This window comes from Thiobacter subterraneus, from assembly GCF_055379455.1.
Window position 1 is genome coordinate 594,607 of sequence record NZ_AP042402.1, and the last position, 26,448, is coordinate 621,054.

General features: G+C 67.4%; 27 protein-coding genes. 5 read left to right on the forward strand and 22 right to left on the reverse strand.

The genetic code is table 11. The features are described 5' to 3' along the window. Positions 1-5 precede the first annotated feature (5 nt). The 9 genes from bamB to ndk all read right to left on the reverse strand — a co-directional run bounded on the left by bamB (position 6) and on the right by ndk (position 8,338). Entirely contained in the window at positions 6-1,184 is a 1,179-nt protein-coding gene (gene bamB / locus ACZ42P_RS03105) for an outer membrane protein assembly factor BamB (protein ID WP_464898641.1), read from the reverse strand. Continuing rightward, entirely contained in the window at positions 1,181-1,816 is a 636-nt protein-coding gene (locus ACZ42P_RS03110) for a YfgM family protein (RefSeq protein ID WP_464898642.1), read from the reverse strand. The genes bamB and ACZ42P_RS03110 overlap by 4 nt, the downstream gene beginning before the upstream one ends. Before the next feature lie 30 nt (positions 1,817-1,846). Continuing rightward, entirely contained in the window at positions 1,847-3,109 is a 1,263-nt protein-coding gene (gene hisS / locus ACZ42P_RS03115; RefSeq protein WP_464898643.1) for a histidine--tRNA ligase, read from the reverse strand. Positions 3,110-3,138: 29 nt separating this feature from the next. After that, the gene (locus ACZ42P_RS03120; protein WP_464898644.1) at positions 3,139-3,933 is read right to left on the reverse strand and encodes a DUF3050 domain-containing protein; all 795 of its coding nucleotides are present in this window, start codon (positions 3,931-3,933) and stop codon (positions 3,139-3,141) included. Positions 3,934-4,039: 106 nt separating this feature from the next. Beyond that, positions 4,040-5,164: a flavodoxin-dependent (E)-4-hydroxy-3-methylbut-2-enyl-diphosphate synthase gene (ispG, locus tag ACZ42P_RS03125; RefSeq protein ID WP_464898645.1), complete on the reverse strand. Its 1,125-nt coding sequence runs from the start codon at positions 5,162-5,164 to the stop codon at positions 4,040-4,042. 2 nt (positions 5,165-5,166) lie between these two features. Then, positions 5,167-5,994, reverse strand: coding sequence for a helix-turn-helix domain-containing protein (locus tag ACZ42P_RS03130; RefSeq protein ID WP_464898646.1), 828 nt, complete (start codon positions 5,992-5,994; stop codon positions 5,167-5,169). Then, positions 5,991-6,776 carry a type IV pilus biogenesis/stability protein PilW gene (gene pilW / locus ACZ42P_RS03135; protein WP_464898647.1) on the reverse strand — a complete coding sequence of 262 codons (786 nt, stop codon included), beginning with the start codon at positions 6,774-6,776 and terminating at the stop codon, positions 5,991-5,993. Before pilW ends, ACZ42P_RS03130 begins: the two co-directional genes overlap by 4 nt. Beyond that, complete coding sequence (gene rlmN, locus ACZ42P_RS03140) at positions 6,773-7,861, reverse strand: dual-specificity RNA methyltransferase RlmN (RefSeq protein WP_464898648.1); 1,089 nt, start codon at positions 7,859-7,861, stop codon at positions 6,773-6,775. Before rlmN ends, pilW begins: the two co-directional genes overlap by 4 nt. Before the next feature lie 48 nt (positions 7,862-7,909). After that, positions 7,910-8,338 carry a nucleoside-diphosphate kinase gene (gene ndk / locus ACZ42P_RS03145; protein WP_464898649.1) on the reverse strand — a complete coding sequence of 143 codons (429 nt, stop codon included), beginning with the start codon at positions 8,336-8,338 and terminating at the stop codon, positions 7,910-7,912. A 204-nt stretch (positions 8,339-8,542) separates the two neighbouring features. On the opposite strand from ndk, the gene ACZ42P_RS03150 reads away from it, so the two are divergent. Then, entirely contained in the window at positions 8,543-9,226 is a 684-nt protein-coding gene (locus ACZ42P_RS03150; protein ID WP_464898650.1) for an SPOR domain-containing protein, read from the forward strand. On the opposite strand, the gene ACZ42P_RS03155 is transcribed toward ACZ42P_RS03150, so the two are convergent. From ACZ42P_RS03155 to ACZ42P_RS03190, 8 genes are all read right to left on the reverse strand, one after another. After that, positions 9,227-10,522, reverse strand: coding sequence for a TRAP transporter large permease (locus tag ACZ42P_RS03155; protein WP_464898651.1), 1,296 nt, complete (start codon positions 10,520-10,522; stop codon positions 9,227-9,229). Beyond that, positions 10,519-11,046, reverse strand: coding sequence for a TRAP transporter small permease (locus ACZ42P_RS03160; RefSeq protein ID WP_464898652.1), 528 nt, complete (start codon positions 11,044-11,046; stop codon positions 10,519-10,521). The genes ACZ42P_RS03155 and ACZ42P_RS03160 overlap by 4 nt, the downstream gene beginning before the upstream one ends. Before the next feature lie 6 nt (positions 11,047-11,052). After that, positions 11,053-12,069 (reverse strand): TRAP transporter substrate-binding protein, encoded by a 1,017-nt coding sequence (locus ACZ42P_RS03165; protein WP_464898653.1) that lies wholly within the window; start codon positions 12,067-12,069, stop codon positions 11,053-11,055. Positions 12,070-12,167: 98 nt separating this feature from the next. Beyond that, positions 12,168-13,520: a tRNA lysidine(34) synthetase TilS gene (tilS, locus tag ACZ42P_RS03170; protein WP_464898654.1), complete on the reverse strand. Its 1,353-nt coding sequence runs from the start codon at positions 13,518-13,520 to the stop codon at positions 12,168-12,170. Beyond that, complete coding sequence (locus tag ACZ42P_RS03175) at positions 13,489-14,457, reverse strand: acetyl-CoA carboxylase carboxyltransferase subunit alpha (RefSeq protein ID WP_464898655.1); 969 nt, start codon at positions 14,455-14,457, stop codon at positions 13,489-13,491. Before ACZ42P_RS03175 ends, tilS begins: the two co-directional genes overlap by 32 nt. A 62-nt stretch (positions 14,458-14,519) precedes the next feature. Beyond that, positions 14,520-16,208 (reverse strand): gamma-glutamyltransferase, encoded by a 1,689-nt coding sequence (gene ggt, locus ACZ42P_RS03180; protein WP_464898656.1) that lies wholly within the window; start codon positions 16,206-16,208, stop codon positions 14,520-14,522. A gap of 8 nt (positions 16,209-16,216) precedes the next feature. Next, positions 16,217-16,705, reverse strand: a complete 489-nt coding sequence (locus ACZ42P_RS03185; RefSeq protein WP_464898657.1) for a hypothetical protein — start codon at positions 16,703-16,705, stop codon at positions 16,217-16,219. Next, a complete protein-coding gene (locus ACZ42P_RS03190) occupies positions 16,687-17,244 on the reverse strand; it encodes a chorismate--pyruvate lyase family protein (RefSeq protein ID WP_464898658.1) in 558 nt (185 codons plus the stop codon). Before ACZ42P_RS03190 ends, ACZ42P_RS03185 begins: the two co-directional genes overlap by 19 nt. 128 nt (positions 17,245-17,372) lie before the next feature. Between ACZ42P_RS03190 and msrA the strand changes: the two genes are divergently transcribed. From msrA to ACZ42P_RS03205, 3 genes are read left to right on the forward strand one after another with little or no spacing between them, the layout of a single operon-like run. Continuing rightward, positions 17,373-17,927 carry a peptide-methionine (S)-S-oxide reductase MsrA gene (gene msrA, locus ACZ42P_RS03195; RefSeq protein WP_464898659.1) on the forward strand — a complete coding sequence of 185 codons (555 nt, stop codon included), beginning with the start codon at positions 17,373-17,375 and terminating at the stop codon, positions 17,925-17,927. Continuing rightward, complete coding sequence (locus ACZ42P_RS03200; RefSeq protein WP_464898660.1) at positions 17,927-18,979, forward strand: glycosyltransferase family protein; 1,053 nt, start codon at positions 17,927-17,929, stop codon at positions 18,977-18,979. The genes msrA and ACZ42P_RS03200 overlap by 1 nt, the downstream gene beginning before the upstream one ends. Position 18,980: 1 nt before the next feature. Further along, positions 18,981-19,847, forward strand: coding sequence for a PfkB family carbohydrate kinase (locus ACZ42P_RS03205; protein ID WP_464898661.1), 867 nt, complete (start codon positions 18,981-18,983; stop codon positions 19,845-19,847). On the opposite strand, the gene ACZ42P_RS03210 is transcribed toward ACZ42P_RS03205, so the two are convergent. Continuing rightward, positions 19,825-20,148 carry a hypothetical protein gene (locus ACZ42P_RS03210; RefSeq protein ID WP_464898662.1) on the reverse strand — a complete coding sequence of 108 codons (324 nt, stop codon included), beginning with the start codon at positions 20,146-20,148 and terminating at the stop codon, positions 19,825-19,827. The two genes, ACZ42P_RS03205 and ACZ42P_RS03210, sit on opposite strands and share 23 nt — an antisense overlap. Then, entirely contained in the window at positions 20,145-20,744 is a 600-nt protein-coding gene (locus ACZ42P_RS03215; RefSeq protein ID WP_464898663.1) for an NUDIX domain-containing protein, read from the reverse strand. The genes ACZ42P_RS03210 and ACZ42P_RS03215 overlap by 4 nt, the downstream gene beginning before the upstream one ends. Positions 20,745-20,880: 136 nt before the next feature. Here ACZ42P_RS03215 and ACZ42P_RS03220 point away from each other — a divergent pair, with 136 nt between their 5' ends. Continuing rightward, entirely contained in the window at positions 20,881-21,333 is a 453-nt protein-coding gene (locus ACZ42P_RS03220) for a hypothetical protein (RefSeq protein WP_464898664.1), read from the forward strand. Between the two features lie 78 nt (positions 21,334-21,411). On the opposite strand, the gene nuoN is transcribed toward ACZ42P_RS03220, so the two are convergent. From nuoN to nuoL, 3 genes are all read right to left on the reverse strand, one after another. After that, entirely contained in the window at positions 21,412-22,860 is a 1,449-nt protein-coding gene (gene nuoN, locus ACZ42P_RS03225; protein ID WP_464899357.1) for an NADH-quinone oxidoreductase subunit NuoN, read from the reverse strand. A 14-nt stretch (positions 22,861-22,874) separates the two neighbouring features. Then, positions 22,875-24,371, reverse strand: a complete 1,497-nt coding sequence (locus ACZ42P_RS03230; protein ID WP_464898665.1) for an NADH-quinone oxidoreductase subunit M — start codon at positions 24,369-24,371, stop codon at positions 22,875-22,877. Positions 24,372-24,448: 77 nt separating this feature from the next. Then, entirely contained in the window at positions 24,449-26,446 is a 1,998-nt protein-coding gene (gene nuoL, locus ACZ42P_RS03235; RefSeq protein ID WP_464898666.1) for an NADH-quinone oxidoreductase subunit L, read from the reverse strand. Between the last annotated feature and the right edge of the window lie 2 nt (positions 26,447-26,448).

Consider the following 26,448-nt stretch of genomic DNA (forward strand, 5'->3'; position numbering starts at 1 on the left):
CGACTTCAATCGAGGCCGATCAGGTAGAGATTGCCCTTGAGGGTCTGCACCACCACACCCTGGGGCGTGATCTGGGGCGTGGCGCGAATGGGGCTGCCGTCGGTGGCGATGCGTGCGGCGAAAGCGCCGTCCTCCCGCGACAGGAAATGCACGTATCCCTGGAGATCGCCCACCACCACGTAGCCCCGGTAGACCGCAGGCCCCGAGAGCTGGCGGAAGGCGAGCTTGTCCTGCTTCCACACGGAAGCACCGCTGGCCTTGTCGAAGGCGTGCACCGCGCCGCGCACCTCGGTCACGTAGAGATTGCGCGCATCCAGCGCCACCCCGGTGAAGCTGGAAAGTTCGCGCCCCCAGACCGGGGCACCGGTGTTGATGTCGAAGCAGGCCACGCGTCCCTGGAAGGCCGCGGCGCAAATGAGCTGGCCATCGGTGACGGGAAGGCTGGTGACGTCGGCGATGCGTTCCAGCTCGCTCACCCCGCGCGGCTGGGCCACCGTGGCCTCCCAGGCCACCATGCCGGTGGCCGCTTCCAGCGCCACCAGCTTGCCGCCCCCGAAGCCGGCGAACACGCCGTTGCGGTCCGCAAGCAGGCCGGCCGTGTTGCGCACCGTGAGGGCGGGAATGGCCCGCTGATAAAACCACCGGCGCTGGCCGGTGGCGGGATCCAGGGCATGGATGCGGCCATCCAGGCTGCGCACGTACACGCTGTCCCGGGTCACCACCGGCACCGCGAGCACCTCGCTGGACACCCGCGCGGTCCAAACCGGCTTGCCCTGGTGATCGTAGGCGAACACATCGCCCTTGGGTCCGGCCACCACCACCAGCCCGGGCCCCACGCCGACGCCCGCGGACAGGCGCTGCTTGAGTTCCACCTTCCACACCTCGTGCCCGGCGGGAAGCTCGAAGCGCGCCAGGCGCCCGTCGGCCGCGGCGGCGAATACCCCATCCTGGCTCACCCCGGGCACGAACACGGCATTGCCCGCGCTTCCCACCTGGGTCTGGGCACGCACGGTCACCCGGGCGCCGGGCGTGAATTCCACCAGGGGGGCGGGGGTGTCGCGCCGGGCCGAGGTGCCGAACCAGTCATCCCACAGCTCGCCCACGCTGGCGCAGCCGGCGGCCAGGAACAGCAGGCCCACGGCGAGGCCCACACCCGCCAGCAGGCGATGCGCGCCGGTGTTCATCCGTGGCTCTCCAGAAAATCCAGCTTGATTTCCAGAATGGCCCGCGCCGGCGCGTCCTGCGCCAGCCGCGCGAGCGCCGCGCGGTAGGCGGCGGCCGCCTCGCCGCGCCTGCCTTGGGCGGCCAGCACATCGCCGCGGCGTTCCTGGAACAGCACCTCGAAGGCGGCATCGTGGGGCGCATCGAGGATCTTGAGCGCGGCGTCGTACTGCTTCTCGTCGAGGAGGATGGCCGCCAGGTTGAGCCGGGCGAGATCCCGGCTCACGTTGTCACGGGCACGATCGATCACCCACTGAAGCTGGCTTTGCGCACTCTTGCGGTCCCCCGCCTGGGCATTGGCCCTGGCCGCGAGCAGCGCGGCATCCAGCGCGTAGGGCGTGCGCGCGTATTTTTCCATGAGCTCGCCGGCCACTGCGCGCACTTTTTTCGTGTCGCCGCCGGTGAAGGCCTGCTCCAGAACCTGGTACAGGCGCGCGGCCTCGCTGCGCTGGCGCGCCTCATACCAGGTCCAGCCCCGGTAGCCCGCCACCGCCAGCACGAACACCGCCACCCCGGCGACCACTTTGGTGCCATGGGCCTTCCACCAGGCCTTGAGGGCCTCCAGCTGTTCCTGTTCCTGCAGATCCAGTGCCATCTCTTCTTTCCTTCCCGCGCCCTGGGTGCTTCAGGCCCGCCGCAGCAGATCCGGCAGCTCCTCCGGCGTCGCTTCCACCTGTTCCGCCGCTTCCCTGAGCGCCTTGACGCCCACCACCCCGCGTACCATCTCGTCCTCCCCGATGATGAGCGCGAACCGGGCGCCGCTGGCATCGGCTTTCTTCATCTGCGACTTGAAGCTGCCCCCGCCGCAATGGAGCACCACCCTGAAGCCCGCCTCGCGCAAATCTTCCGCCAGGCGCAGGGCATGGCTTTCCACGCCGCTTCCCGCGTGGACCACATAGGCGTCGGGCACGGGCGGGCTCACCTGCCGCCCCTCTTCCTCACGCAGGGCGAGCACGCGCTCCACACCCAGGGCGAAACCGCAGGCCGGGGTGGGCCGGCCACCCAGCTGCTCCACCAGCCCGTCGTAGCGGCCGCCGGCACAGATGGTGCCCTGGGCGCCCAGCCGCTGCGTGACCCACTCGAACACGGTGAAGTTGTAGTAGTCCAGCCCGCGCACCAGCCGCGGATTGATGACGAAGGACACGCCGGCCTGCCGCAGGAGCGCCTGCACCCCTTCGAAATGACGCAGGGACACCTCGTCGAGATCGTCCAGCAGCTTGGGCGCCGCGGCCACCAGTTCCTGCAGGGCCGGATTCTTGGTATCGAGGATGCGCAGGGGATTGGTGTAGAGGCGCCGGCGCGCGTCGTCGTCCAGGGCATCCTGGTGCCGTTCCAGGTAATGGATGAGGCGCGCCCGGTGCCGCGCCCGGTCCTCTGCCGTGCCCAGGGTGTTGATCTGCAGCTCCACGTCCGTGATGCCCAGCAGCCGCCACAGCCGGGCGGTCATCAGGATGTGCTCCACGTCCATGTCGGGCCCGGGCCAGCCCAGGGCTTCCACGCCCACCTGATGGAACTGGCGATACCGTCCACGCTGGGGACGCTCGTGACGGAACATGGGGCCCAGGTACCACAGACGCTGGGGCCCCTGGGCCAGCAGGCTGTGCTGCAGCACGGCGCGCACGCAGGCCGCGGTGCCTTCCGGACGCAGGGTGAGACTCTCCCCGTTGAGGGCGTCCTCGAAGGTGTACATCTCCTTCTCGACGATGTCCGTGACTTCGCCGATGGCGCGCCGGAACAATGCCGTGTGTTCCACGATGGGCGTGCGGATGCCGCGATAGCCGTAGGATGCCAGCCAGTCGCGCACCGTATCCTCGAACCATTCCCAGGCGTGCACCGCCTGGGGCAGGATGTCGTTCATCCCGCGGACCGCTTGAAGGCTGCCTGCCATGGGTCGGATTTCCGTGAAAAGGCGGCATTCTACCCGATTCGGGCCACGGCCGACGTCTCCAGTGCCGCCAGCACGCCATCCCAGAAGCGGATGCGGGCAGCAAGCGCCGCACAGGCCGCCTCGCGCGCTTCCGCGATACGCGCGGCATCGCCGGCACACAGGTTTTCCAGCAGCCGGAGGGCGAGGGGCGCGTGGCTGCCTTCGTCCAGGTGGATGTGGCGCTCCAGGTAGTAGTGGAAGGCGGGGGCCTGCTCCCGCGTCACGCCCATGCGTTCCAGCAGCGCACGAAACATGGGCGGGATCACGCTCTCCCGCCCCAGGGAAAACGCCGCCGCCACCACGTGGGGCTTGCCGGTGGCGATGAAGCCGAAGGTGGCGCGCATGAATTCCCGCGCCGGTTCCGGCACCCTGCCCGTCGCCAGGGCGGACTCGATGCCACGGCTCGCCGCCAGCTCCACGAAGGCGCGTGCCGGCGCAGGGTCGGCCCCCACTTCGGCCATGGCCGCGCAATAAAGCTCGAAATGGCTGGCGTAGTTGTAGTCCCCAGGCGTCCCCGGCACGCCCTCGTCCGACTCCTCCTCCAGCACGATTTCGTTGATGAAGCGGCGCACCGCGGCATCGCCCCGCGGCACCCAGGGCACACTGGTCGGGGCGATGACCGCCTGCAGCGATTTCACCAGGGACATGAAATCCCACACCGGATAGACATGGTGTTCCATGAAGACGCGCAGATCCTGCGCATCCCGCACCCGTTCATAGACCGGATGCTGCGCCAGCCGGCTGCGCAGCGGCTCCACGCCGCTCAGATCCAAAAGCTTTGCCATCGCTCGTTTTTCCTGGACAAGATTGCTCCCTGACGGGCGCTGCCCGCCGCCCATGCGTCGTCTCTTCCGGGAATCGCCGCCTTCTGGCGGGCGGCGTGGGGATGGCCTAACCTGCGGCCTTGATGGGGATGGTGCGCGGCGCGCCCCCGCCCGCCTCCTTCCGGGCGGCGAGATGAGCCCGCACCTGGCGCTCCAGTTCGTCCACCAGGGCGGCCGCCTCCACCTTGTGGCTGGGCTTGCCGCCCACGTAGAGCAGGCTGGGCGAACCACCGGCCAGGCCGATGTCGGCCTCGCGCGCTTCGCCGGGACCATTGACGCAGCAGCCGATCACCGCCACGGTGAGGGGCTCCAGCACGTCCTCCAGGCGCGCCTCCAGCTCGTTGACCGTCTTGATCACGTCGAATTCCTGGCGGGAGCAGGACGGACAGGCGACGATGTTCACACCCTTGTTGCGCAGATGCAGGCTCTTGAGGATGTCGAAGCCGACGCGGACTTCCTCCACCGGATCGGCCGCCAGGGACACCCGGATGGTGTCACCAATGCCCTCGGCAAGCAGCATGCCGATGCCGATGGCGGATTTCACCGTACCGGAACGCAAGCCCCCTGCCTCGGTGATGCCCAGATGCAGGGGCTGCTCGATCTGGCGCGCCAGCAGGCGGTAGGCCTCCACCGCCATGAACACGTCGGATGCCTTCACGCTGACCTTGAAATCGTGGAAATCGAGCCGGTCGAGGATCTCCACGTGGCGCAGTGCCGATTCCACCAGCGCCTGGGGGGTGGGTTCACCGTATTTCTTTTGCAGATCCTTTTCCAGGGAACCGGCATTGACCCCAATGCGGATGGGGATCCCGTGATCCCGGGCCGACTGCACCACCGCCCGCACCCGATCTTCGCGACCGATGTTGCCCGGGTTGATGCGCAGGCAGTCGGCGCCCAGCTCGGCCACGCGCAGGGCGATGCGGTAATCGAAATGGATGTCGGCCACCAGGGGCACCGGCGAGCGCCGACGGATGGTCCCGAAGGCTTCCGCCGCTTCCATGCTGGGCACGGATACCCGCACGATGTCGGCGCCGGCCTTGGCGGCTCGCTCGATCTGCGCCACGGTCGCCTCCACATCGCAGGTTTCCGTGTTGGTCATGGTCTGCACGGAGATGGGCGCACCGCCGCCCACCGGCACGTCGCCCACCATGATGCGGCGGCTGAAGCGTCTGGGAATTTCGAAGGAATGCATGGCTACTCCAGGGTGAGGCGGGCGACGTTGACCTTGATGTGAGGGGTCAGATCGACCGGCTTGCCATTATAGGTGAGACGCACATGGGCGGCGTTGCCCACCACGATGCCGAACGGCCCCTGTCCCGTCAGGGTTGCTTCGCTCCCCTTGCGGTTGAGCTGGGACAGAAGCTTGCGCCCCTGGGCATCGCGCACTTCCACCCAGGCATCCTCGTCGAAGGCGAAGTGCAGGGTGGCGGCCGCCGACGCCGTCCCCTCCCCTGCCTGGCCCGCCGCCGGGGCGGGCGCCGCCTCCGCGGGCAGCGGTAAGCCGGCAGGCAGCGGCACTTCCACCGGCTGGGCCGCGCCGGGCGCGGGCGGCGCGGGAGCAGGCACCGGCGCAGGCGCGGGGCCGGCGCGGGGCAGACTGCGCCCGTCGTCGCGCAGCAGGGCATAAATGGCCAGCGGCACCCCCACGAGGACCAGCAGCGCCAGCAGCAGATAAATCAGCCAGCGCCGCGAGGGCTTGGGCGAAATGTCGATGGACTGTCGCCGCGGCGGGGGAAGCGGGGAAGTGTCCCGGGGTTGCGCCGCCTCGTAGGCGGCGAGCAGAGGCGCGGGGTCGATCTGCAACAGCCGCGCATAGTTGCGGATGAAGCCGCGCACGATGGTGTGGCCGGGCAGCGCGGCGAAATCGTCGGCCTCCAGCGCCTCCACCTGTCGCAGGCTCAGGCGCAGGTGCCGCGCCACGTCCGCCGCGGAGAGCTGCCGGCGCCCCCGGGCCTGGCGCAACATCTCGCCCACCGTGGGCGCGGTGGGCACGCTGTCCGGTGAGGCTTCCTGTTCGCTCATTCGTAGCGTTCGGCCTTGAGCAGCTGGGTCTCCGGCGCCTCCGGATAACGCTGGCGCAGCATCTGGGCATAGCTCGCCTCGGCGCTGCGGTCACCCAGGCGCCGCTCCACCCGCACACCGAGCCACAGGGCCTCCGCAGTGGGCGGGTTGGCCTTCATGTAGCGCAACAGCAGGCTCTTCGCAGTGGCCAGATCGCCCCGGCGGTAGTGAATGTCCGCCAGATGGTAGAGGGCCAGCGGATTATTGGGCTGCACCTTGAGGGCGCGCTCGAAATAGTCCACCGCCGCGGCCTCGTCGTTGCGTTTGCGCGAGCAGATGCCGGCATTGACGTAGGCCTTCTCCGGGGTTTCGTAGCGGGGGTTCTTGAGGGCGAGGGTGAACTGCCGGATCGCCTCGTCGATGCGGTTGCGCTGGCACAGGAACCAGCCGTAGTTGTTGTAGGCCTCGGAGCTTCCGGGATCCAGCTCGATGGCGCGGCGGAAGGCGGCCTCGGCCTGGGCATCCTCCTTGAGTTCCATGTGCACCAGACCGAGCATGTAATGGGCTGGTGCATATTTGGGATAGATCTGGATGGCGATGGTGAATTCCTCCAGGGCCACGCCGACCTGGCCCGCGCCGAAATAGGCCGAACCCAGCTCGGTGTGGGCGCGTGCCGCCTCCAGCCGGGCGTTCTCCTCCTGGCTCAGGTTCGGTGTCTGCACCGGCTGCTGGGCACAGGCGCCCCCAAACAGGACCAGCAGGAAAGCGAACAGGATGCGTTTCGAACGGCTTGCCAGAGTCATATGGTCACTCCCGTTGCCAGACGCAGGACGCGCCGCCTCCTGTCCTGCACCCTTCCCGCCAGCTGCCCGCAGGCGGCGGCGATGTCGTCGCCCCGGGTCTTGCGCGTGGTGACCACGTGGCCCGCTTCCTGCAGGATGTCCCGGAAGCGCCGGATCGCCTCGGGGCTGGAACGGGCGTAGCCCGCCTCGGGAAAGGGATTGAAGGGGATCAGGTTGAACTTGCAGGGCACGTCCCGGGTCAGGGCGATGAGCTCGCGGGCATGGGCGGGCGTGTCGTTGACACCGTCCAGCATCACGTATTCGAAGGTGATGAAGTCGCGCGGCGCCCGGGCCAGGTAACGCTGGCAGGCCGCCATCAGCTCGCGCAGGGGGTATTTGCGGTTGATGGGAACGAGCTCGTCGCGCAGGGTGTCGTTGGGTGCATGCAGGGACACCGCCAGGGCCACCGGGCAGGTCTCGCGCAGGCGATCCATGGCCGGCACGATGCCGGACGTGCTCACCGTCACGCGCCGGCGCGACAGACCATAGGCGTGGTCGTCCAGCATGATGTTTAGCGCCGTCACCACATTGTCGAAATTGGTGAGGGGCTCGCCCATGCCCATCAGCACCACGTTGGTGACGGGCCGCTCCCCAAGCCCCGCCGCCCGCAGCGCCCGGTTGGCCAGCCACAGCTGGCCGATGATCTCCGCCACCGAAAGATTGCGGTTGAAGCCCTGGCGGCCGGTGGCACAGAAGGTGCAGGCCAGGGCACAGCCCACCTGGGAGGAGACACACAGGGTGCCCCGGTCCGCCTCCGGGATGAACACCGTCTCCACCGCGTTGGCACCACCGGTGTCCAGGAGCCATTTGACCGTGCCGTCGGCGGAGCGGTGCTCGGAGAGAATGGCAGGCGGCGTGACCGTCGCGCTCGCGGCGAGTTTTTCCCGCAGCGACTTGGCCAGGTCGGTCATGGCGGCGAAATCCTGCGCCCCGGCCTGGTGCACCCAGCGCATCACCTGCCGGGCACGGAAGGGCTTCTCGCCCAGCGTCTCGGCGAAATGGCGGGTGAGTCCCGCGAGGTCGAAGTCGAGCAGATTGACGGTCACGCAGCCGAACTCCTCACAAGGTCGCGCCGGCCGGCGCGGCGCCGGCCGTCAGCGGCCGGAATACACTTCCATTTCGGGGAAGAAATAGGCGATCTCCGCGCGAGCGGTGTCCGGGCCGTCCGAGCCATGCACCGCGTTGGCGTCGATGCTCTGGGCAAAGTCCGCACGGATGGTTCCGGGCGCGGCCTTCTTGGGATCGGTGGCGCCCATGAGCTCGCGGTTCTTGGCGATGGCATTCTCCCCTTCCAGCACCTGGATCATCACCGGGCCGGAGGTCATGAAATTCACCAGATCGTTGAAGAATGGCTTGTCGCGGTGCACCGCGTAGAACCCTTCCGCCTCGGCCCGCGACAGCCAGCGCATGCGCGCCGCGACGATCTTGAGGCCGTTGCTCTCGAAACGGGAATAGATCTTGCCGATCACGTTCTTGGCGACGGCGTCCGGTTTGATGATCGACAAGGTGCGTTCGATGGCCATGAAACTGCTCTCCCTTGGGTAAAAGGTCTGGGGGTAAAAGATCTGGTCGGAAATTCAGAATAAAAACAAGCCGCTAAATATACCCTGTTCGGGCAGGCAAAGAAAGCCCGCCAGGGCCATATGACCGCTTCGTCACGCGTTTGCCGCCGATCCGCCACGGAGTGCTAACATCGCGGCAAACCACTCGCGTGAAGGGGGGAACGGATGGCGGAGCCGATGGCCGAGGACGAGATCAAGAAACGCGCGACCCGCCGCCTGATCGTGGCGGTGAGCCTGGTGGCCCTGGCGGCGGGGATCCTCACCTGGCTGTCCCATTACAAGCCCACCCCGCCGGTCACCCGACCGGCGGCGGAAACCGTGCCGCCCCCGCCCATCATCGCGCCCGCGCCGGAACCGGCGCCGGAGGCGACACCGGTCACACCCGCCCCCGGCGAGCCGGTGGCCGAGAGCGGGCAGCCACCGGAGCCGCCGCCTGCGCCCCCCGCCACGGCCACGCCTTCGCCGTCCGCCGGTCTTCCGCCCACCCTGGGCGCGCCGCCCCCGCCCCGGGTGGCGAGCAAGCCCCTGCCCCCGCCCGGGCCCAAAACCCCGCCTGCCGAGGTGGTGAAACCGCTGGTCAAGGCCGAGCCGGCGGCACCCGCCGCCCCGGCCGCCGTCCCCGCCCCGGCAGCGGCACCCCATGGACCCAGCGGCTATGTGGTGCAGTTTGGCGTGTTCGCCAATCCCCAGAACGCCCTGCAGCTGGTGGAGCGCCTGCGCGCGGCCGGTATCGAGGCCCAGACGGAAACCCGGGTCATCCTGCCTCCCTTCAAAAGCCGCGCGGAAGCCGAAGCGGCGCTGGCCCGGCTCAGGGCGAAGGGCATCGACGCGGTGGTGGTGGCGCGCTGATCAGGGGCGTGGATAGAGCAGGTTCGGCAGCCACAGGCTGATCGCCGGCACGTAGGTCACGAGGAGCAGCACCGCCGTCACCACCAGTATCCAGGGTGCGGCGGCGCGGGTGACCTCGGTGAGGCCCATCTTCGCCAGCCCGCTCGCCACGTACAGGTTGAGGCCCACCGGCGGCGTGATCATGCCCAGCTCCATGTTGATGGTCATGATGATGCCGAGATGCACGGGGTCGATGCCCAGCTGCACCGCCACCGGCAGGAACAGGGGAGCCAGGATGAGGATGATGGAGGAGGGCTCCATGAAGTCGCCGGCGAAAAACAGCAGCACGTTCACGAACAGCAGAAACATCCAGGGCGAAAGCCCCTGATCGATGATCCACTGGGCAAGCTGCTGGGGAATGTTCTCCGTGGTGAGCAGGAAGGAGAACAGAATGGCGTTGGTGATGATGTAGAGGAGCATGGCGCTCATGTTCGCCGCTTCCAGCAGCACCCGCGGCACCTTCCGGAGGGGCAGCTCCCGATACACGAACACTGCCACGAAGAAGGCATACACCGCGCTCACCGCAGCCGCCTCGGTGGGCGTGAACAGCCCGCCATATATGCCGCCGATCACTACCACGCCCAGGATCAGCCCCCATGCCGCCTCGCGGAACGCCCGCCAGACCTCCCCCAGGCTGGCACGGGGCAGCGTGGGGAAGCCATACCGGCGCGCCACGCCATAGGTCACCGCCAGCAGCGCGAGGGCCATGACGATCCCCGGCACGATGCCGGCGATGAACAGCTTGCCGATGCTCTCGGAAGTGGAGACGCCGTACACCACCAGCACGATGGAGGGGGGAATCAGAATCCCCAGTCCGCCCGAGGTGGCGAGCACGCCCACCGAAAACTTTTTCGTATAGCCCTGTTCCACCATGGCAGGCAGCATGATGGAACCAATGGCCACCACCGTGGCGGGACTGGACCCGGAAATGGCGGCGAAGAAGGCGCAGGACAACACCGCCGCCATGGCAAGCCCCCCGTGCATCCAGCCCACCAGCGTGGTGGCGAAGCGGATGATGCGCCGCGCCGCACCCCCCGCGGAAAGAAATGCGCCGGACAGGACGAACAGGGGAATGGACATGATCACGAAGTTGTCCAGCCCGGTGAACAGCTTCTGGGAGACGATGGCGACGGTCTCCAAAGACAAGGAGGACACCAGCGCCAGGAACGCGAGCACGGTGAGCCCCAGGGCGATGGAAATGGGCATGCCCGTGAACAGGAGCGCAAACAGGATGGCAAAGATGACGAAGGCGCTCACGGGGCCGCACCGTAGTGATGACTGGGTTGCACGCCCGTGCGCCGATAGCGCACCAGCACCTGCAGGAAGCGGTAGCACATGAGGCCGGAGCCCAGAGGCACCGCCAGATAGACGATCCACATGGGCAGCTCCAGGTCGGGCGAGACCTGCCCGGAATCATGGATGAACAGCACGAAGCGCAGCCCCAGCGCCGCCACCACGAAGGTGAAGAAGGCGCCGGCAGCTAGGGAGAACTGGACGAAGAAATGCTGGCGCCGCGGCGGAAGCCTGCGCACCAGCATGTCCACGCCCACGTGGATGCCGGTGCGCACGCCGTAGGCAGCGCCGAACTTGGCCATCCAGATGAAAAGGTAGATGGCGAGCTCCTGGGCCCAAGTGAAGCTGATCCGACCCGTGTAGGGCGATAGCCAGCTCACGCCCAGGGAATAGCGGTGAAGGACGCTGAGAAAAATGACGAGGGTGGCCGCCGCCAGGAAACTGGCGATCAGGCCCTCCTCCAGCCGGTCCAGGATGCGGTCGAGCATCGGCCGCTACTTCTTGGCGGCCTTTTCCTTCTCCACCTGGGCGGCGATGGCGTAGATGGCGTGGATGGTGTCGCGCCCGATCACGTCCATGAACTGCTCATGCACGGGCAGCAGCACCTTGTGCCAGGCCAGCCGTCCCTCCAGGGGCAGCACATAGACCTCCGTGGTCCCTGCGGCCTTCACCCGGGCCAGGGCCTCGTCGTTTTCCTTCTGGGCGATGTCACGCTCGTATTCCGTGGCCTCCTTCATGGCCTGCTCCAGCGTGGCGCGAATGTCGCGGGGCAGCCCTTCCCAGAAGCGCTTGTTGACGATCACCGCATAGCCCAGATAACCGTGGTCCGAAATGGTGAGATGCTTCTGCACCTCATGCATCTTCTGGGTGTAGAAATTGGACACCGGATTCTCCGTGCCATCCACCACACCCTGCTGCAGCGCGGTATAGACCTCGGAAAAGGCCATCACCTGGGGATTCGCGCCCAGCGCGCGCATCTGCGCCTCCAGCACCTTGGAGGACTGGATGCGCATCTTGAGGCCCTTGAAATCCTCCACGGTGCGCAAGGGACGGTTGGCGCTCATCTGCTTGAAGCCGTTGTCCCAATAGGCCAGCCCCAGGATGCCCTTGCTCTCCAGCTTGGCAAACAGCTTCCGGCCGATCTCGCCATCCATGGTGCGGTAGAGGGTTTCCTTGTTGGGGAAGATGTAGGGCAGATCGAACACTTCGAATTCGCGCACCCCCAGCGGCCCGAATTTGGACAGGGAAGGCGCCAGCATCTGCACTGCACCCAGCTGCAGCGCCTCCATTTCCTCCCGGTCCTTGTAGAGCTGGCTGTTGGGATAGACCTCCACACGCACCCGGCCGTTGGTGCGTTCCTCCGCCAGCTGCTTGAAGCGTTCCGCGGCCTTGCCCTTGGGCGTGTTGGGCGCCACCACGTGGCTGAACTTGATGACGATGGGCTCGGCGGCGAGCACCGGCGTGAGGATGCCCGCCAGCAGCGCGAGGACGATGGTGCGCAGGAATGTCATGGTGGTCTCCCTGAAACGTCGTGACGAAAAGCTTCGCCGCCAGCGGCACTTTGCCCGCCCCGCAGCGCCCCGGGGTGCGCACGGCTAGCGGCCTGCTCTCACGCAGTATAGAGAGGACGCACGGCGAGCGCCAAGCCGGTCTCGTCAGGCGCCGCCTGCCAGCCGCAGTCCACCCCGATGCCCGGCACGGCCACCAGCATCCCGCCGCACCACACCAGGGGCAGACGCGCCCGCAGCCAGGGGGGAATACCCGCCTCCTGCAACAGTTTCTTCAGGCTGCGCCGGGGCCGGCGGCAGTCCGGACGCAACCGTTCGCCCCCCTGGCGCAGACGCAGTTCCAACCGGTGTTCCGCCACCAGACGGGCGGAGAGCCCCGCCCCGGGCGTGGGCTGGCACTCCAGCACGCAGCCCAGTTCCGGCAGTTCCAGGCGGGGCTGGCCGTGCCAGACACGCGTCCAGCCCTGGGGGGGCAGGGGGCGATGGTTTTCCACCCAGGCCTGGCCCCGCCAGCGGCGCAGCACGAAGTCGCCCCACTGGATCTCGATGCGCGCATCGGCGGCGGCGGACAAAAGCTGGTGCCACATCTCGTTGAGGCGCGCCGCATCGGGCATGGGCGCGCCCTGTGCCTGCAGGAACACGCGCAACAGGTTTTTGGCGCGCGCCGCGGACAGGGTGGCGAGGCCGGCCACCTCCAGCCGCCCGTCGCGCACATGGCGCTGGAAATCGAGCGCCCCCAGTTCGTCCAGGAGACTGTCCGCCTCGGCGAGATGCTGGCTGGCGCGCAGAACCGCCTCGCGGTAGGCCGGAAAGCGGCTTTCGATCAGGGGCAGCACCTCCCGGCGCAGGAAATTGCGGGCAAGCCGCGTGTCCTGGTTGCTCTCGTCCTCCACCCAGGCCAGCCTGCGCCGCCGGGCATAGGTGAGGATCACCGTGCGCGGCACGTCCAGCAGGGGCCGCAAAAGGCGCGGCCCCGCCGCCTGACGCAGCGCCGGCATGCCGGAAAGACCGCGCACGCCGCTGCCCCGCAGAAGATTCAGGAACACGGTTTCCACCTGGTCGTCCAGGTGATGGGCGAGCAGCACGTAGTCGGCGGGCTGGGCAGAGAGCACTTGATAGCGTGCCTCGCGCGCTGCGCCTTCCGGGCCCAGTTCCCGCCGCCGGCGCACGCGCACCCGCTCAACCTGCAGGGGTATGCCGCGGGCCTCGCACAGACGGGCGCAAAAGGCGGCCCAATCGTCGGCGCGGGGACTCAGCTGGTGATGGACGTGGACGGCGCTCAGGTTGAAATCCAGTTCACGGCGCAGGCGGTCCAGGATGTCCAGCAGGACCACGGAATCCACCCCGCCCGACAGGGCGAGGCACAGGCGCCGTCCCGTTTCGAGATAGCCGATGAGGGCCTGGCGGACGTGCTCGTGAAGCCTAGCGGGCGCCGGCTTCCTTGAACCTGCCATAGCTCATGAGCCGGTCGAAGCGCCGCTTGAGGAGCTCGTCCACCGAATAGTCCTGCAGGTCGCGCAGGGTTTCCGTGAGCACCTTGCGCATGGACTGCATCATGGCGTCCGGGTCGCGGTGGGCGCCGCCCAGGGGCTCGTTGATGATGCGGTCGATCAGACCCAGGGTCTTCAGGCGGCTGGCGGTGATCCCCAGTGTCTCGGCCGCTTCCGGTGCCTTTTCCGCGCTCTTCCACAGGATGGAGGCACAGCCCTCGGGTGAGATCACGGAGTAGGTGCTGTACTGCAGCATGAGCATGGCGTCGCCCACGCCGATGGCCAGCGCCCCACCGGAGCCCCCCTCGCCGATCACCGTGCAGATGATGGGTATGCGCAAAGTGGACATCACATAGAGATTGCTGGCGATGGCCTCGGACTGGCCCCGCTCCTCGGCGTCGATGCCGGGATAGGCGCCAGGGGTGTCGATGAAGGTGAACAGGGGCAGGTTGAATTTTTCCGCCTGCTTCATCAGACGCTGCGCCTTGCGGTACCCCTCCGGCCGGGGCATGCCGAAATTGCGGTAGATCTTTTCCTTGGTGTCGCGCCCCTTCTGATGGCCGATCACCATCACCGGCTGGCCGTTGAAGCGCGCCAGACCGCCCACGATGGCCGGATCGTCGGCAAAGTGCCTGTCGCCGTGGAGCTCCTCGAAATCCGTGAACAGGGCGTTGATGTAATCCAGGGTGTAGGGCCGCTGGGGATGGCGCGCCACCTGGGAAATCTGCCAGGGCGTGAGCTTGGCGTAGATGTCCTTGGTGAGTGCCTTGCTCTTCTTCTGCAGGCGTTCGATCTCCTCCGAGATGTCCAGGGCGGAATCGTCCTGGACATAGCGGAGTTCCTCGATCTTGCTCTCGAGTTCGGCGATGGGTTGTTCGAAATCCAGAAAGGTCGTCTTCATGGGGCGGCCCGCCGCAAAAAAAGTGGCGTAATGATACCCCACGGCACGGGCGCCGGGACGGGTCAGTACCAGGCGAGGCCGCTGCCCTGCCCGCGCGGGTCGCTGGCGGCAAGGGCCCGGCCGCTGCGCCGGTCGAGCCAGACCGCCTGCATGTTGCCCCATTTGCGCTCGCTCACCTGCACCAGATGCCCGCGCAGGGTGAGATCGTCCAGCACCTCCTGGGCAAAACCTTCGGGCTCCACCTCGATGCGGTCGGGACGGTACTGGTGGTGATAGCGGGGGGCACTCACCAATTGCTCCAGATCCACGCCGGGCGCGCCGGCGTAACGCAGGATGGCCAGGAGCACCATGCTGATGATGCGCGAGCCTCCCGGCGTGCCCAACACCAGCACGCCCCGCGCATCCTCCACGAAGGTGGGTGACATGCTGGAAAGCGGCCGCCTGCCCGGCGCAAGCAGATTGGCGCGGCTGCCCGCGAGTCCGTAGGCATTGGGCCGGCCGGAACCGAGACTGAAGTCGTCCATCTCGCTGTTGAGCAAAACGCCGGTGCGGCCCGCCACGAAGCAGGCACCGAAGGGCAGGTTGACGGAGAGCGTGGCCGCCACCCGGTTGCCCTCGCCATCGACGATGGAGAAGTGGGTAGTGTGATGGCCGCCGCCGGCAAGCGGCGTGGCATCGAGGTCGTCGCTCGCGGTGGCGCGGGCGTCGTCGATCCCGGCGCTGCGCGCGGCGAGATAGGCAGGGCTCATGAGTCGCCCCAGGGGCATGGCGACGAAGTCCGGATCGCCCAGGAAGCGGCGGTCGTGGTAGGCGCGGCGCAGCGCCTCCACCACCCAGTGCATGCGCTGGGCCTCGCCGGCGCCGGCCAGATCGAACCGGTCGAGCATGGTGAGACTCTGGGCCAGGGCGACACCCCCCGCGGAAGGCGGCGGCGCCGTGACGACGCGCATGCCCCGGTAGGCAAACACCAGAGGAATGCGCTCCCGCACCCGGTACGCCGCCAGATCCCGCAGGCGCCAGAAGCCGCCGGCACGGCGCACCGCCGCCACCATTTCCCGCGCCACTGGCCCCCGGTAGAAGCCGGGCCGGCCCTGCCGCGCCAGTCTTTCCAGGGTGCGCGCGAGGGCCGGCTGGCGCAGGCGCGTGCCCGCGGCAGGCACTGCGCCCTGGTCCAGGAACTGGGAGGCCGCCTCTTCCTGGCCGTGGAGACAGGCGAAACGCACCTTGGCCATGGTGCGGTAGCGCTCGTCCACCGGGAAGCCGTCCCGCGCGAAAGCGATGGCCGGCGCAAGCGTCCGGGCCAGGGGCAGGCGCCCGTAATGCCGGGCGAGATGGACCAGGGCCGCGGGCAGCCCCGGGATGGCGGCCGCCCTGGCGCCTTCCGTGGTCGCCCGGGGCAATGGCCGACCCTGGGCATCGAGATACCGGTTTACCGACGCCCCCGACGGTGCCGTCTCTCGGGCATCCAGGAAAACCTGGCGGCCATCCGCGGCCCGGTGCAACAGGAAAAAGCCGCCGCCCCCGAGGCCGGAACTGTAGGGTTCCACCACGGCGAGCACCGCGGCCACCGCCACCGCCGCATCGAAGGCATTGCCGCCTTCGGCAAGAATGTGGCGCCCGGTCTCCGTGGCGAGGGGATGGGCCGTGGCCAGCGCCCCCGTGCCCTGCGCCCAGGCCGGCCAGAGGGTCAGGAGCCCCAGCACCCAGCCGGCCAGCCAGCGGCCGGGCCACAGACGGAACCCCTGCAACATGCGCATCCTCAGCGGGGAATCTGCCAGCAGTTGTTGGGCGCCTCGTACACCAGCATGAGGCTTTCCACCGGCGCGGTGGTGACATAGCGCACGCCGATCACGTCCGGACCCTTGCGCCAGTGGAAGGCCAGTTCGTTGCGCTCGCCGATGCTGGTGACGTTGGTGTTGGCCACCACCCGCACCGGCTGCCCGTAACGGCCGTTGTAGTTGTTGACCACGATCACCAGATTGCGCAGGGATGGCGCCACCTCCTGCTGCAGTCCCACCAGCCGGTCGTTGCAGAAATCGAAGACGAACTGGCGGTGGCTGGCGCGCTCGGGCGTGTCGTAGGCGATCAGGGTACTGGGCGGGAAATCCTGCACCCGCTCGAAGTCGTAACTCGCCAGCGCCTGCCGCACCTGCTCGCGGCTCATGCCGCTGCGAAAGGCATCCACCTCGAAGGCAGCACAGGGTTGCGCCAGCAGCGCGCAGACCATGGTCAGCGATAGGGTTCGCATGGAAAGGTCTCGCTGATGAGGATGGCCGGCTCGCCGTGGATCATGATGCGGTAGGTGCGATAGACGGCATCCGGCCCCGCGCGGCCCAGGTCGAGGATCTCCCGGTAGGTTTCCAGCCCCCGTTCGCGCAAAAGCTCGCCGATGCCGATGCGTCCCGCCACGAGTTCGCCCCTGAGCCGCTCCGGCAGACAGGGCAGCCGGATCAGGGACTCGGCCTCGCCATAGCAGCGCCCCGATGCCCGGCCCACCAGCCGCACCCGGCGCTTGAGCACCCGCTCACCGGCGCCCAGCGCCAGCGCCGGCACGGCCGTCTCCAGGGTCACCTCCGTCTGCCCCAGGTTTTCCACGGCGACCTCTTCCCAGAAGTAGGCTTCCAGGTGCTTGGTCACCGTGCCGTCGGTCACCAGCAGGGTGCGCAAAAAGGGCGGCAGCGCCTCCATGTGCAGGCTTTCCGCGCGCGCATTGGTGATCACGCCGCCCGGCACGAAGCCGCGCGTCCGGAAGTAGGTGCGGGAAAGGGAACCGGAGGAAGGGGGCATGGCCGGCCAACGGGAAGACAGGGACCAATGGTAAAGGGCTTTGACCCGGCCTGCCAATGGCGGCGGCCGACGCCGGTTGCCGGGAATGTGGTTACAATGCAGGGCCACTTGCCGAGAGGAGAGCCATCATGGCCGATCAACCAGCCGGCACGCTCGCGGTCGCCACCCTGGGGGGCGGCTGCTTCTGGTGCCTCGAGGCCGTGTTCGAACAGGTGCGCGGGGTGGAACGGGTGGTCTCCGGCTATGCCGGCGGCACCGTGGCAAACCCCACCTACGAACAGGTTTGCACGGGCACCACCGGCCACGCGGAGGTGGTGCAGATCCACTTCGATCCCCGCGTGGTGCCCTACCGCACCCTGCTGGAAATTTTCTTCACCATCCACGATCCCACCACGCCCAACCGTCAGGGCAATGACCGGGGCCCGCAATACCGCTCCATCATCCTCTATCACGATGCCGAACAGCAGCGCATCGCCAAGGAGGTGATGGCAGCGGTGAGCCAATCCGGCCAGTGGCCGGCGCCGCTGGTGACCGAACTGAAACCGCTCAACACATTCTGGCCGGCGGAGGACTACCACCAGGGCTACTTCCGGGCCCATCCCCACCAGCCCTATTGCCAGTTCGTGGTGGCCCCCAAGGTGGACAAGTTTCGCGCCCGCTTCGGCGACTGGCTCAAGGCTTGATGCACCTCTACGTCGATGTCTCCGGCCATGGTTTCGGCCATCTGGCCCAGACCGCGCCCGTGCTGGATGCCCTCGCAGCCCGGCTGCCGGGACTGCGGCTCACCCTGCGCTGCAGCCTGCCGCGGGAACGCATCGCCCGCCGTATCCGTGCGCCCTTCACCCATCTCGCCGGCGCCAGTGACTTCGGGCTGGTGATGAAAAACGCCCTGGAAGTGGATAGAGCAGCCAGTCTGGCCGCCTACCGGGCCTTCCATCGCGGCTGGGCGCGCCGGGTGGAGGAGGAAGCCGAGTCCCTGGCGCGCCTGGCGCCGCGCCTGGTGCTGGCCAACGTTTCCTATCTGACTTTGGCTGCCGCGCGGCGGGCGGGCATGCCGGCGCTGGCCATGAGCTCCCTCAACTGGGCCGCCATCGCCGGCGCCTACCTGAAGGGTGAGCCTGGCTTCGCGGCGATCCACGCCGAGATGCTCGATGCCTACCGGGCCGCGCAGGCCTTCCTGCGGCTCACCCCCGGCATGCCCATGCCGGAGCTGGAAACCGTCGTGCCCATCGGCCCGGTGGCCCAGCCCGGCCGCAATCTCCGGGAGGCGCTGCCAGCCGGGCGGCTGGTCCTGGTGGCCATGGGTGGCCTGCCCCTGCGGCTGCCCGCCCGCTGGCCCCGGCTGCCCGGGGTGCGCTGGCTGGTGCCCCGCGCCGCAGGCCTGGTGCGCGCCGATGTGAGCTTCATCGAGGACACGGGTCTTTCCGTGAGCGACCTCATTGCCTCCGTGGATGCGGTGATCACCAAGGCAGGCTACGGCACCTTCGTCGAGGCGGCGGCCGCCGGCACGCCGCTCCTTTACGTGGAGCGCCCGGACTGGCCGGAGGAGGCCGCACTCACGGCCTGGCACGGGCAGGTGAGCCGGTCGCGGGCAGTGGCACGCGCCGCCTTCGAGGCGGGCCGGTTCGGCGACCAGGTGCTGGAGGTGCTGGCCGGCCCGCGCCCTGCCCCGGTCGCCCTCACCGGCATCGGGGAGGCGGCCGATTTTCTCGCGCGCCGGCTGCTCGAGGGATGACATGGCACGCATTCTCTGCGTGGGCATCGCCACCCTGGATCTCGTCTTCACCGTGGATCACTACCCCCGCGAAGACGAGGAAATGCGCGCCCGGCGTCTGCGCGTGGCCCGTGGCGGCAATGCCGCCAACACGGCCGTGGTGCTGGCCGGGCTCGGCCATCACGCCGCCTTTGCCGGCGTCCTCGCCGAAGCGGAGGAAACCGCCATCCTGGTGCGCGACTTCCGGCGCCAGGGGGTGGACATCGGCCCCTGTATCACGCGCCCGGGCAAGCCGCCCACCTCCTCCATCCTGCTGGCACCGTCGGGCAGTCGCACCATCGTGCACTACCGCGACCTGCCGGAACTCACCTGTGACGATTTTGCCCGGATCGATCTGAATGCCTTCGACTGGATCCATTTCGAAGGACGCCAGCCGGAGGCCCTTGCCTGCATGTTCGACCACGTGCGGCGCAACCATCCCCGCCTGCCCATCTCCCTGGAAGCGGAGAAGCCGCGCCCGGGCCTCGACGCCCTGCTCGACCGCGCCAACGTGCTGCTCACGGGACGCGCCTTCGCCCGCGCTCTGGGCCATGACGAACCCACGGCCTTCCTGCACGCCCTGCGCAGCCGGGCCCCGGGGCCGGTGATTTTTGCCGGCTGGGGGGAAGCCGGGGCCTGGGCGCTGCAGGGGCCGGACACCTTCCTGCACACGCCCGCCTTCCCGCCGCCCCGGGTGGTAGACACCGTGGGGGCCGGTGACACCTTCAATGCCGGCGTGATCCACGGTGTGTTGATGGGCTGGCCGGTGGACGTCACCCTGCGCGAGGCGGCACGTCTGGCGGGCCGCAAGTGCGGGCAGGAAGGGTTCAGTCCAGACCCAGGGTCGTGAGGAAGCGCTGGCGCGCGGCATAAAGGCGGGCCCGGGCCTCAGCCGGTGGCTCGTCCAGGGCGGCGAGGCATGCGCCGAAGAAGGCATCGAAAGCCGCGCGGAGCTGGACAGTGGACGGCGTGCCAGGCCGCGCATCGGGCGCTTTGTCGGCTGCGGCGTCCACCGGGCGCAGACGGGCATAACGGGGGATCATGCGCAGCCGGCCCGTGGCCTCCTCCCGCGCGGACACCGGCCCCAGCTTGACGTAGACGGCGCCTTCCCACTCGAAGCGCTCACCCGGTCCCAATTCCGAGAATTTCATGCCCCCTCCCCGGCAGGAACGTTCCCGGCTGGCTCGGGCTGAGGACGCCAGCTGCCGGCAAGCAGCTTCTCCAGCCAGAGCAGCCCCGCCACCGTCTTGGCCTCGCAGATCCGCCCTTCCTGCACCCAGGCAAGGGCCTCGGCCACGGGCAGGGAAAAGACTTCCAGGAACTCGTCGTCATCGCGCCGGTGCCCCTGGAAGCTCAGCCCGCGGGCGAGGTAATAGACCAGCCGCTCATCGGCATAGCCGATGCAGGGATAGACCGTGGTGACGTAAAGCCAGTCACGGGCGGTGTAGCCGGTTTCCTCCAGCAGCTCGCGCCGGGCACAGGCGGCCGGTGTCTCGCCGGGGTCGATCTTGCCGGCCGGCAGTTCGACGAAGGCCCGCCCCAGGGGATAGCGGAACTGGCGCTCCAGCAGCAGGCTGCCGTCGTCCTGCAGGGCCAGGATCACCACCGCCCCGGGATGGCGGATGTACTCCCGGACCGAAGGCCGTCCGTCCGGCAGACGCACCTCGTCCCGGTGGACTTCCAGCAGCCGCCCCTGCCAAACCACCTCACCGGCAACAGGGGCTTCATAAAAATCTTTTCTCGCCATATTGAAACTTTCACATGCGCCTGCTATCTTAGGAACAAGCCCGAGTGATTTAGTCAGCTATTTACAGGCTGCTGATTATTGGGCTTTTTTTGGATCCCCTAATTTAGCATCTGCTAACTTTCTAAAGGAGTAAGCCATGAGCCTGATCAATGGACTGGACAGCAACGGCGTGGTGACCGTCAACCGAGTGATCCTGCGTCCCGAATACACCGTGGACGACCTGGAAGAACGGGTCGCCGAACTGTGCGAAAACGTGAAAACCTATCATTCGGACACCGGCTTCATCGGTGGCTTTGTGATGATCAATACCGGGATGGTGTCCAACGAGGGTTCCACCATCGGCCAGGCGGTGGAAAGCCCCCTGAAAGGCCGTGAAGCGCTCATCGTCACCTTCTGGCGCAGCATGGAGGACCACGAGCAGTCCCACCGTTCCGACACCTTCCAACCCCTGTTCAAGAAGGTGCTGGAACTGTGCGAGAACGGCAACGAGGAAATCGCCTACCAGCTGCTGTGGCAGGGCAAGGCCTACGATCCGGAAACCGCCCGGGCCGCCCGCGAAGCCAAGGAAAAATACAGCAAGGCCGCGTAAGATACGGCGGATACGCAGGCCAGGGCAAGGTCCCTGGCTTTTTTTCGACCGTAGCGGGCGGGCGCCCCCCGGAAAGGCTCACACCATCTGCCGGATGGCCGTGGCACACAGGGCCATGAGGGGCTGGGGCATCAGTCCCAGGGCGAGCACGGCCAGCCCGTTGGCCGACAGGAGCACCTGCATGCCGGGATTGGCGCGGGGGGCGGCGGGCTCGGCCGGGGCGTCGAAATACATGAGCTTGACCACCCGCAGGTAGTAGTACGCGCCCACCACCGACATGAGCACCGCGAATACCACCAGCCACAGGTAGCCCGCATCCAGCGCCGCCTTGAGCACCGCCAACTTGGCGTAGAAGCCCAGGGTGGGCGGCACGCCGGCCATGGAGAACATGATGAGCAGCATCAGAAAGGCGTGCCACGGACTGCGCTGGTTGAGCCCCTTGAAGTCCTCCAGCCGTTCCGCCTCGAAGCCCTCCCGGGACAGGAGCAGGATCATGGCAAAGCCCCCCAGGCTCATGAGCACATAGGCGGCCACGTAGAAAAAAGCCGCGCCGTAACCCGCCTCGCCCGCGGTGAGGAAACCCAACAGCACGAAGCCCATGTGGGAGATGGTGGAGTAGGCCAGCATGCGCTTGATGTTGGTCTGGGCAATGGCCGTGACGTTGCCCAGGGCGATGGACAACAGGGCCATGAGCGCCAGCATGGGCTGCCAGTCGGCGGCCAGGCTCTCCAGCCCATCCACCAGCAGGCGCATGAAGAAGGCGAAGGCCGCCAGTTTGGGGGCCGAACCGATGAACAGGGTAATGGCGGTGGGCGCCCCCTGATAGACATCGGGGATCCACATGTGGAAGGGCACCACGCCCAGCTTGAAGGCAAGCCCCGCCACCAGGAATACCAGGCCGAAAACGAGCACCGGATCCACAGCCGCGCCCGGCAGGGCCGCCGCGACCCGCGCAAGTTCCAGGGAGCCGGTCACCCCGTAGAGCAGCGACATGCCGTAGAGCAGCAGGCCGGAGGCCAGCGCCCCCAGGATGAAATACTTCATCGCCGCCTCGCTCGCCACCGGATTGTCCCGCTGCAGCCCCACCAGGGCATACAGACACAGGGACAGCAGCTCCAGCCCCAGGTAGAGGGTCAGGAAATGACTGGCCGAGATCATGATCATCATGCCCAGGGTGGCGAACAGCACCAGCGCGTAGAACTCCCCCCGGTCCATGCCCCGCGCGCGCAGGTAGTCGCGGGCATACACCAGCACTGCCGCCACCACCCCGTAGAGCATGAGCTTGAGCACGTCGGCCAGACGATCATCGACGAAGGTGTTGCCAAAGGCCAGGACCGGCACCGGGTCCAGGGTCCCCAGGGTGGCGAGCGCGGTGCCGCCCAGGGCCGCCAGCGCCAGGCCGAAGGTGATCCAGCGCAGGTCGTCGGAGAGGAACAGATCCAGGATCAGCACCACGCAGGCGCCCCCCAGCAGGACCAGTTCCGGCAGGGCGGGCAGAAGGTCGGCGAGCACGAAATCAGCCATCATCACGGATCAGCCCCTTACCAGGCACAGAAGTCGCCGCACTTGCTGACGGCGACGTGGTTGAGCAGATGTTCCACGGAGGCGTGCATCACCCCGGTGAAGGGCGCGGGATAGAGGCCCATGCCCAGCACGGCCACGGCGAGCAGTCCCAGCACCAGGAACTCCCGGACGCTCAGGTCCTGCAGGGCCGCCACCTGGGGATGGACCACCGGCCCGAACACCACCCGTTTGATCATCCAGAGGGTGTAGGCGGCGCCAAAGACCAGCGTCGTGGCCGCCAGGAAGGCATACCAGAAATTGACCCTGATCGCCCCCATGATCACCAGGAATTCGCCGACGAAGCCGCTGGTACCCGGCAAACCGGCATTGGCCATGGCGAACAGAACGAAGAAGGTCGCGAACACCGGCATGGTGTTGACCACCCCTCCATAGTCGGCGATGTTGCGGGAATGCAGCCGGTCATAGAGCACGCCCACACACAGGAACAGGGCGCCCGAGACGAAGCCGTGGGAGATCATCTGCACCAAGGCCCCTTCCACCCCGAGGGGGTTGAACAGGAAAAAGCCCAGCGTCACGAAACCCATGTGGGCGATGGACGAGTAGGCGATGAGTTTCTTCATATCCCCCTGCACCAGGGCCACCAGGCCGATGTACACCACCGCGATCAGGGACAGGGCGATCACGAAACCGGCCAGGGCATGACTGGCGTCCGGGGTGATGGGCAGGGAGAAGCGCAGGAAACCATAGGCCCCCAGCTTGAGCATGATGGCCGCCAGCACCACGGAACCCCCGGTGGGCGCCTCCACGTGGGCATCCGGCAGCCAGGTATGCACCGGCCACATGGGCACCTTCACCGCGAAGGCGGTGAAAAATGCCAGGAAGATCAGCACCTGCTCGCGATAGCCGAGGGGCAGGCGGTGCAGTTCCAGGATGTCGAAGCTGCCCGCCTGCTGGTACAGGTAGATGAACGCCACCAGCATCAGCAGCGAGCCCAGCAGCGTGTAGAGGAAGAACTTCACCGCCGCATAGACCCGGCGCGGTCCGCCCCAGATGCCGATCACCAGGAACATGGGAATCAGCATCGCCTCCCAGAACACGTAGAACAGCACCGCATCCAGGGCCGCGAACACACCGATCATCAGGCCGGACATGATGAGAAAGGCTGCGAGATACTGGGCGACCCGCGTCTCGATCACCTTCCAGCCGGCCAGCACCACCAGCACCGTGGTGAAGGCGGTGAGCAGGATGAACAGCAGCGAAATGCCGTCCACGCCCAGGTGATAGTCCACATTGAAGGCTTCGATCCAGGGCACCCGCTCCACGAACTGCATGGTGGCGGTGGCGGTGTCGAAGTGGGTGTACAGGGGCAGAGTCACTGCGAACCCGGCCAGCGCACCGATCAGGGCCAGCCCGCGCGCCAGGGGCGCGTTGCGGTCCGGGCCGGTGGCGAGTACCAGCAGGCCGAACACGATCGGCACCCAGATGGCGAGACTCAACAAAGGCATTCCCGACATGGCGTCACCCGCGAGCGGTGAGGCGGGGTCTGCTTCCCCCTCCCGGCGCCTCCCCTCTCACGCCTCTCCTTTTCTTGTCAGACTTTCACGAACCAGGTGATGAGCACGAACACTCCAATCAGCATGGCGAAGGCATAGTGGTAGATGTAGCCGGACTGGAAGTGGCGGATCACGCCCGCCAGCCGCCCCACCAGACGCGCCGTGCCATTGACCAGCCAGCCATCGATCACGGTCACGTCGCCCCCCTTCCACAGCCAGGTTCCCAGCCTGCGGGCGCCGCCGGCAAAGAACCAGTCGTTGAACTGATCGAAACCGTATTTGTTTTCCAGAATGCGGTAGACCAGCCGGAACCGCCCGGCGAACCAGTCCGGCAAATCGGTGCGCACCTGGTACAGGAACCAGGCGCTGGCCACACCGGCGACCGCCAGCCAGAACGGCAGGGTGGACAGGGCATGGAGCGCCATCGCCCCCGCCCCATGGAAATGGGCGGCGAGCTCGGCCAGCGCCGGATGCTCCCTCGACACATGAATCGCCTCGCCGAAGGCGCTGCCGTCCAGCACGGCACCGACCGTGAAATAGCCGATCCCCACTGAGGGGATGGCGAGCAGCACCAGGGGCAGCCACACCACCCAGGGTGATTCATGGGGCTCGCCGGCGGCATGGTCTCCGTGGCCGCCGTGGCCGCCGTGGGCGAGGTGCTCCCGGAACCGTTCCGGGCCGTGGAACACCAGGAAGTACATGCGGAAGGTGTAGAAGGCCGTGACGAACACGCCCGCCACCACCGCGAAATAGGCGAAGCCCGCGCCCGGCACGTTGGCCGCACGCACCGCCTCGATGATGGAATCCTTGGAATAGAAGCCGGAGAAGAAAGGTGTGCCGATCAGCGCCAGCGAGCCGATCAGGGCCGTGATCCAGGTGATGGGCATGTACCTGCGCAGGCCGCCCATGTGGCGCATGTCCTGGTCGTGATGCATGCCGATGATGACCGAGCCGGCGGCGAGGAACAGCAGCGCCTTGAAAAAGGCATGGGTCATGAGATGGAACACCGCCACGGAATAGGCGGAGGCCCCCAGCGCCACCGTCATGTAGCCCAGCTGGGACAGGGTGGAATAGGCCACCACGCGCTTGATGTCGTTTTGCACGATGCCCAACAGGCCCATGAACAGGGCGGTGATGGCGCCGATCACCAGCACCACGGACAACGCCGTGTCGGACAATTCGAACAGGGGGGACATGCGCGCCACCATGAAAATGCCCGCGGTCACCATGGTCGCGGCGTGGATCAGGGCGGAAATGGGCGTCGGCCCTTCCATGGAATCCGGCAGCCACACGTGCAGGGGAAACTGCGCCGACTTGCCCATGGCGCCGATGAACAGCAGGATGCAGATGACCGTGATCAGGGACCACTCCCGGCCCGGCAAAAGCTCGATGGTGCGTGCCGCCAGATCTCCCGCCCGGGCGAACACCGTCCCATAGTCCAGGCTGCCGGCATAGGCCAGCACCAGTCCGATACCCAGCAGAAAGCCGAAGTCACCCACGCGGTTGACGAGAAAGGCCTTGAGGTTGGCATAAATGGCGGAAGGCCGCGTGTACCAAAAGCCGATCAGCAGGTAGGACACCAGGCCCACGGCTTCCCAGCCGAAGAACAGCTGCAGGAAATTGTTCGCCATCACCAGCATCAACATGGAGAAGGTGAACAGGGAAATGTAGGCGAAAAAGCGCTGGTAGCCCGGATCGTCGCTCATGTAGCCGATGGTGTAGATGTGCACCATGAGAGAGACGAAGGTCACCACCAGCATCATCATGGCGGAGAGCTTGTCGATCAGGAAGCCAATCTCGAAGGAGACACCGCCGCTGGTGAGCCAGGTATAGACGGTGCCATTGAAGGTATGGCCGGCCTGCACGTCCCGGAACACCAGCCACGATGCAAAGCAGGAGATGGCCACGCCCAGGATGGCGATGCGGTGGGTCCACACGCGGCCGATGTACCAGCCGAACAGGCCGGCGATGAGCGCGCCCACCAGGGGCGCCAGGGGCACGATCAGGTACAGCGTCTGCATGTCCGGCGCGGCCATCG

Bases quoted from the DNA above. Each gene is read 5' to 3' on its own strand.
- ACZ42P_RS03200 (WP_464898660.1), top strand. From the start codon at position 17,927: ATGCACCTCTACGTCGATGTCTCCGGCCATGGTTTCGGCCATCTGGCC.
- ACZ42P_RS03110 (WP_464898642.1), bottom strand. From the start codon at position 1,816: ATGGCACTGGATCTGCAGGAACAGGAACAGCTGGAGGCCCTCAAGGCC.
- ACZ42P_RS03220 (WP_464898664.1), top strand. From the start codon at position 20,881: ATGAGCCTGATCAATGGACTGGACAGCAACGGCGTGGTGACCGTCAAC.
- ACZ42P_RS03120 (WP_464898644.1), bottom strand. From the start codon at position 3,933: ATGGCAAAGCTTTTGGATCTGAGCGGCGTGGAGCCGCTGCGCAGCCGG.
- ACZ42P_RS03190 (WP_464898658.1), bottom strand. From the start codon at position 17,244: ATGCCCCCTTCCTCCGGTTCCCTTTCCCGCACCTACTTCCGGACGCGC.
- msrA (WP_464898659.1), top strand. From the start codon at position 17,373: ATGGCCGATCAACCAGCCGGCACGCTCGCGGTCGCCACCCTGGGGGGC.
- ndk (WP_464898649.1), bottom strand. From the start codon at position 8,338: ATGGCCATCGAACGCACCTTGTCGATCATCAAACCGGACGCCGTCGCC.
- nuoN (WP_464899357.1), bottom strand. From the start codon at position 22,860: ATGATGGCTGATTTCGTGCTCGCCGACCTTCTGCCCGCCCTGCCGGAA.
- ggt (WP_464898656.1), bottom strand. From the start codon at position 16,208: ATGTTGCAGGGGTTCCGTCTGTGGCCCGGCCGCTGGCTGGCCGGCTGG.
- pilW (WP_464898647.1), bottom strand. From the start codon at position 6,776: ATGACTCTGGCAAGCCGTTCGAAACGCATCCTGTTCGCTTTCCTGCTG.
- ACZ42P_RS03215 (WP_464898663.1), bottom strand. From the start codon at position 20,744: ATGGCGAGAAAAGATTTTTATGAAGCCCCTGTTGCCGGTGAGGTGGTT.
- tilS (WP_464898654.1), bottom strand. From the start codon at position 13,520: ATGGCAGGTTCAAGGAAGCCGGCGCCCGCTAGGCTTCACGAGCACGTC.
- ACZ42P_RS03175 (WP_464898655.1), bottom strand. From the start codon at position 14,457: ATGAAGACGACCTTTCTGGATTTCGAACAACCCATCGCCGAACTCGAG.
- ACZ42P_RS03230 (WP_464898665.1), bottom strand. From the start codon at position 24,371: ATGTCGGGAATGCCTTTGTTGAGTCTCGCCATCTGGGTGCCGATCGTG.
- ACZ42P_RS03185 (WP_464898657.1), bottom strand. From the start codon at position 16,705: ATGCGAACCCTATCGCTGACCATGGTCTGCGCGCTGCTGGCGCAACCC.
- hisS (WP_464898643.1), bottom strand. From the start codon at position 3,109: ATGGCAGGCAGCCTTCAAGCGGTCCGCGGGATGAACGACATCCTGCCC.
- ACZ42P_RS03210 (WP_464898662.1), bottom strand. From the start codon at position 20,148: ATGAAATTCTCGGAATTGGGACCGGGTGAGCGCTTCGAGTGGGAAGGC.
- ACZ42P_RS03165 (WP_464898653.1), bottom strand. From the start codon at position 12,069: ATGACATTCCTGCGCACCATCGTCCTCGCGCTGCTGGCGGGCATCCTC.
- ispG (WP_464898645.1), bottom strand. From the start codon at position 5,164: ATGCATTCCTTCGAAATTCCCAGACGCTTCAGCCGCCGCATCATGGTG.
- nuoL (WP_464898666.1), bottom strand. From the start codon at position 26,446: ATGGCCGCGCCGGACATGCAGACGCTGTACCTGATCGTGCCCCTGGCG.
- bamB (WP_464898641.1), bottom strand. From the start codon at position 1,184: ATGAACACCGGCGCGCATCGCCTGCTGGCGGGTGTGGGCCTCGCCGTG.
- ACZ42P_RS03160 (WP_464898652.1), bottom strand. From the start codon at position 11,046: ATGCTCGACCGCATCCTGGACCGGCTGGAGGAGGGCCTGATCGCCAGT.
- ACZ42P_RS03205 (WP_464898661.1), top strand. From the start codon at position 18,981: ATGGCACGCATTCTCTGCGTGGGCATCGCCACCCTGGATCTCGTCTTC.
- ACZ42P_RS03150 (WP_464898650.1), top strand. From the start codon at position 8,543: ATGGCGGAGCCGATGGCCGAGGACGAGATCAAGAAACGCGCGACCCGC.
- ACZ42P_RS03130 (WP_464898646.1), bottom strand. From the start codon at position 5,994: ATGAGCGAACAGGAAGCCTCACCGGACAGCGTGCCCACCGCGCCCACG.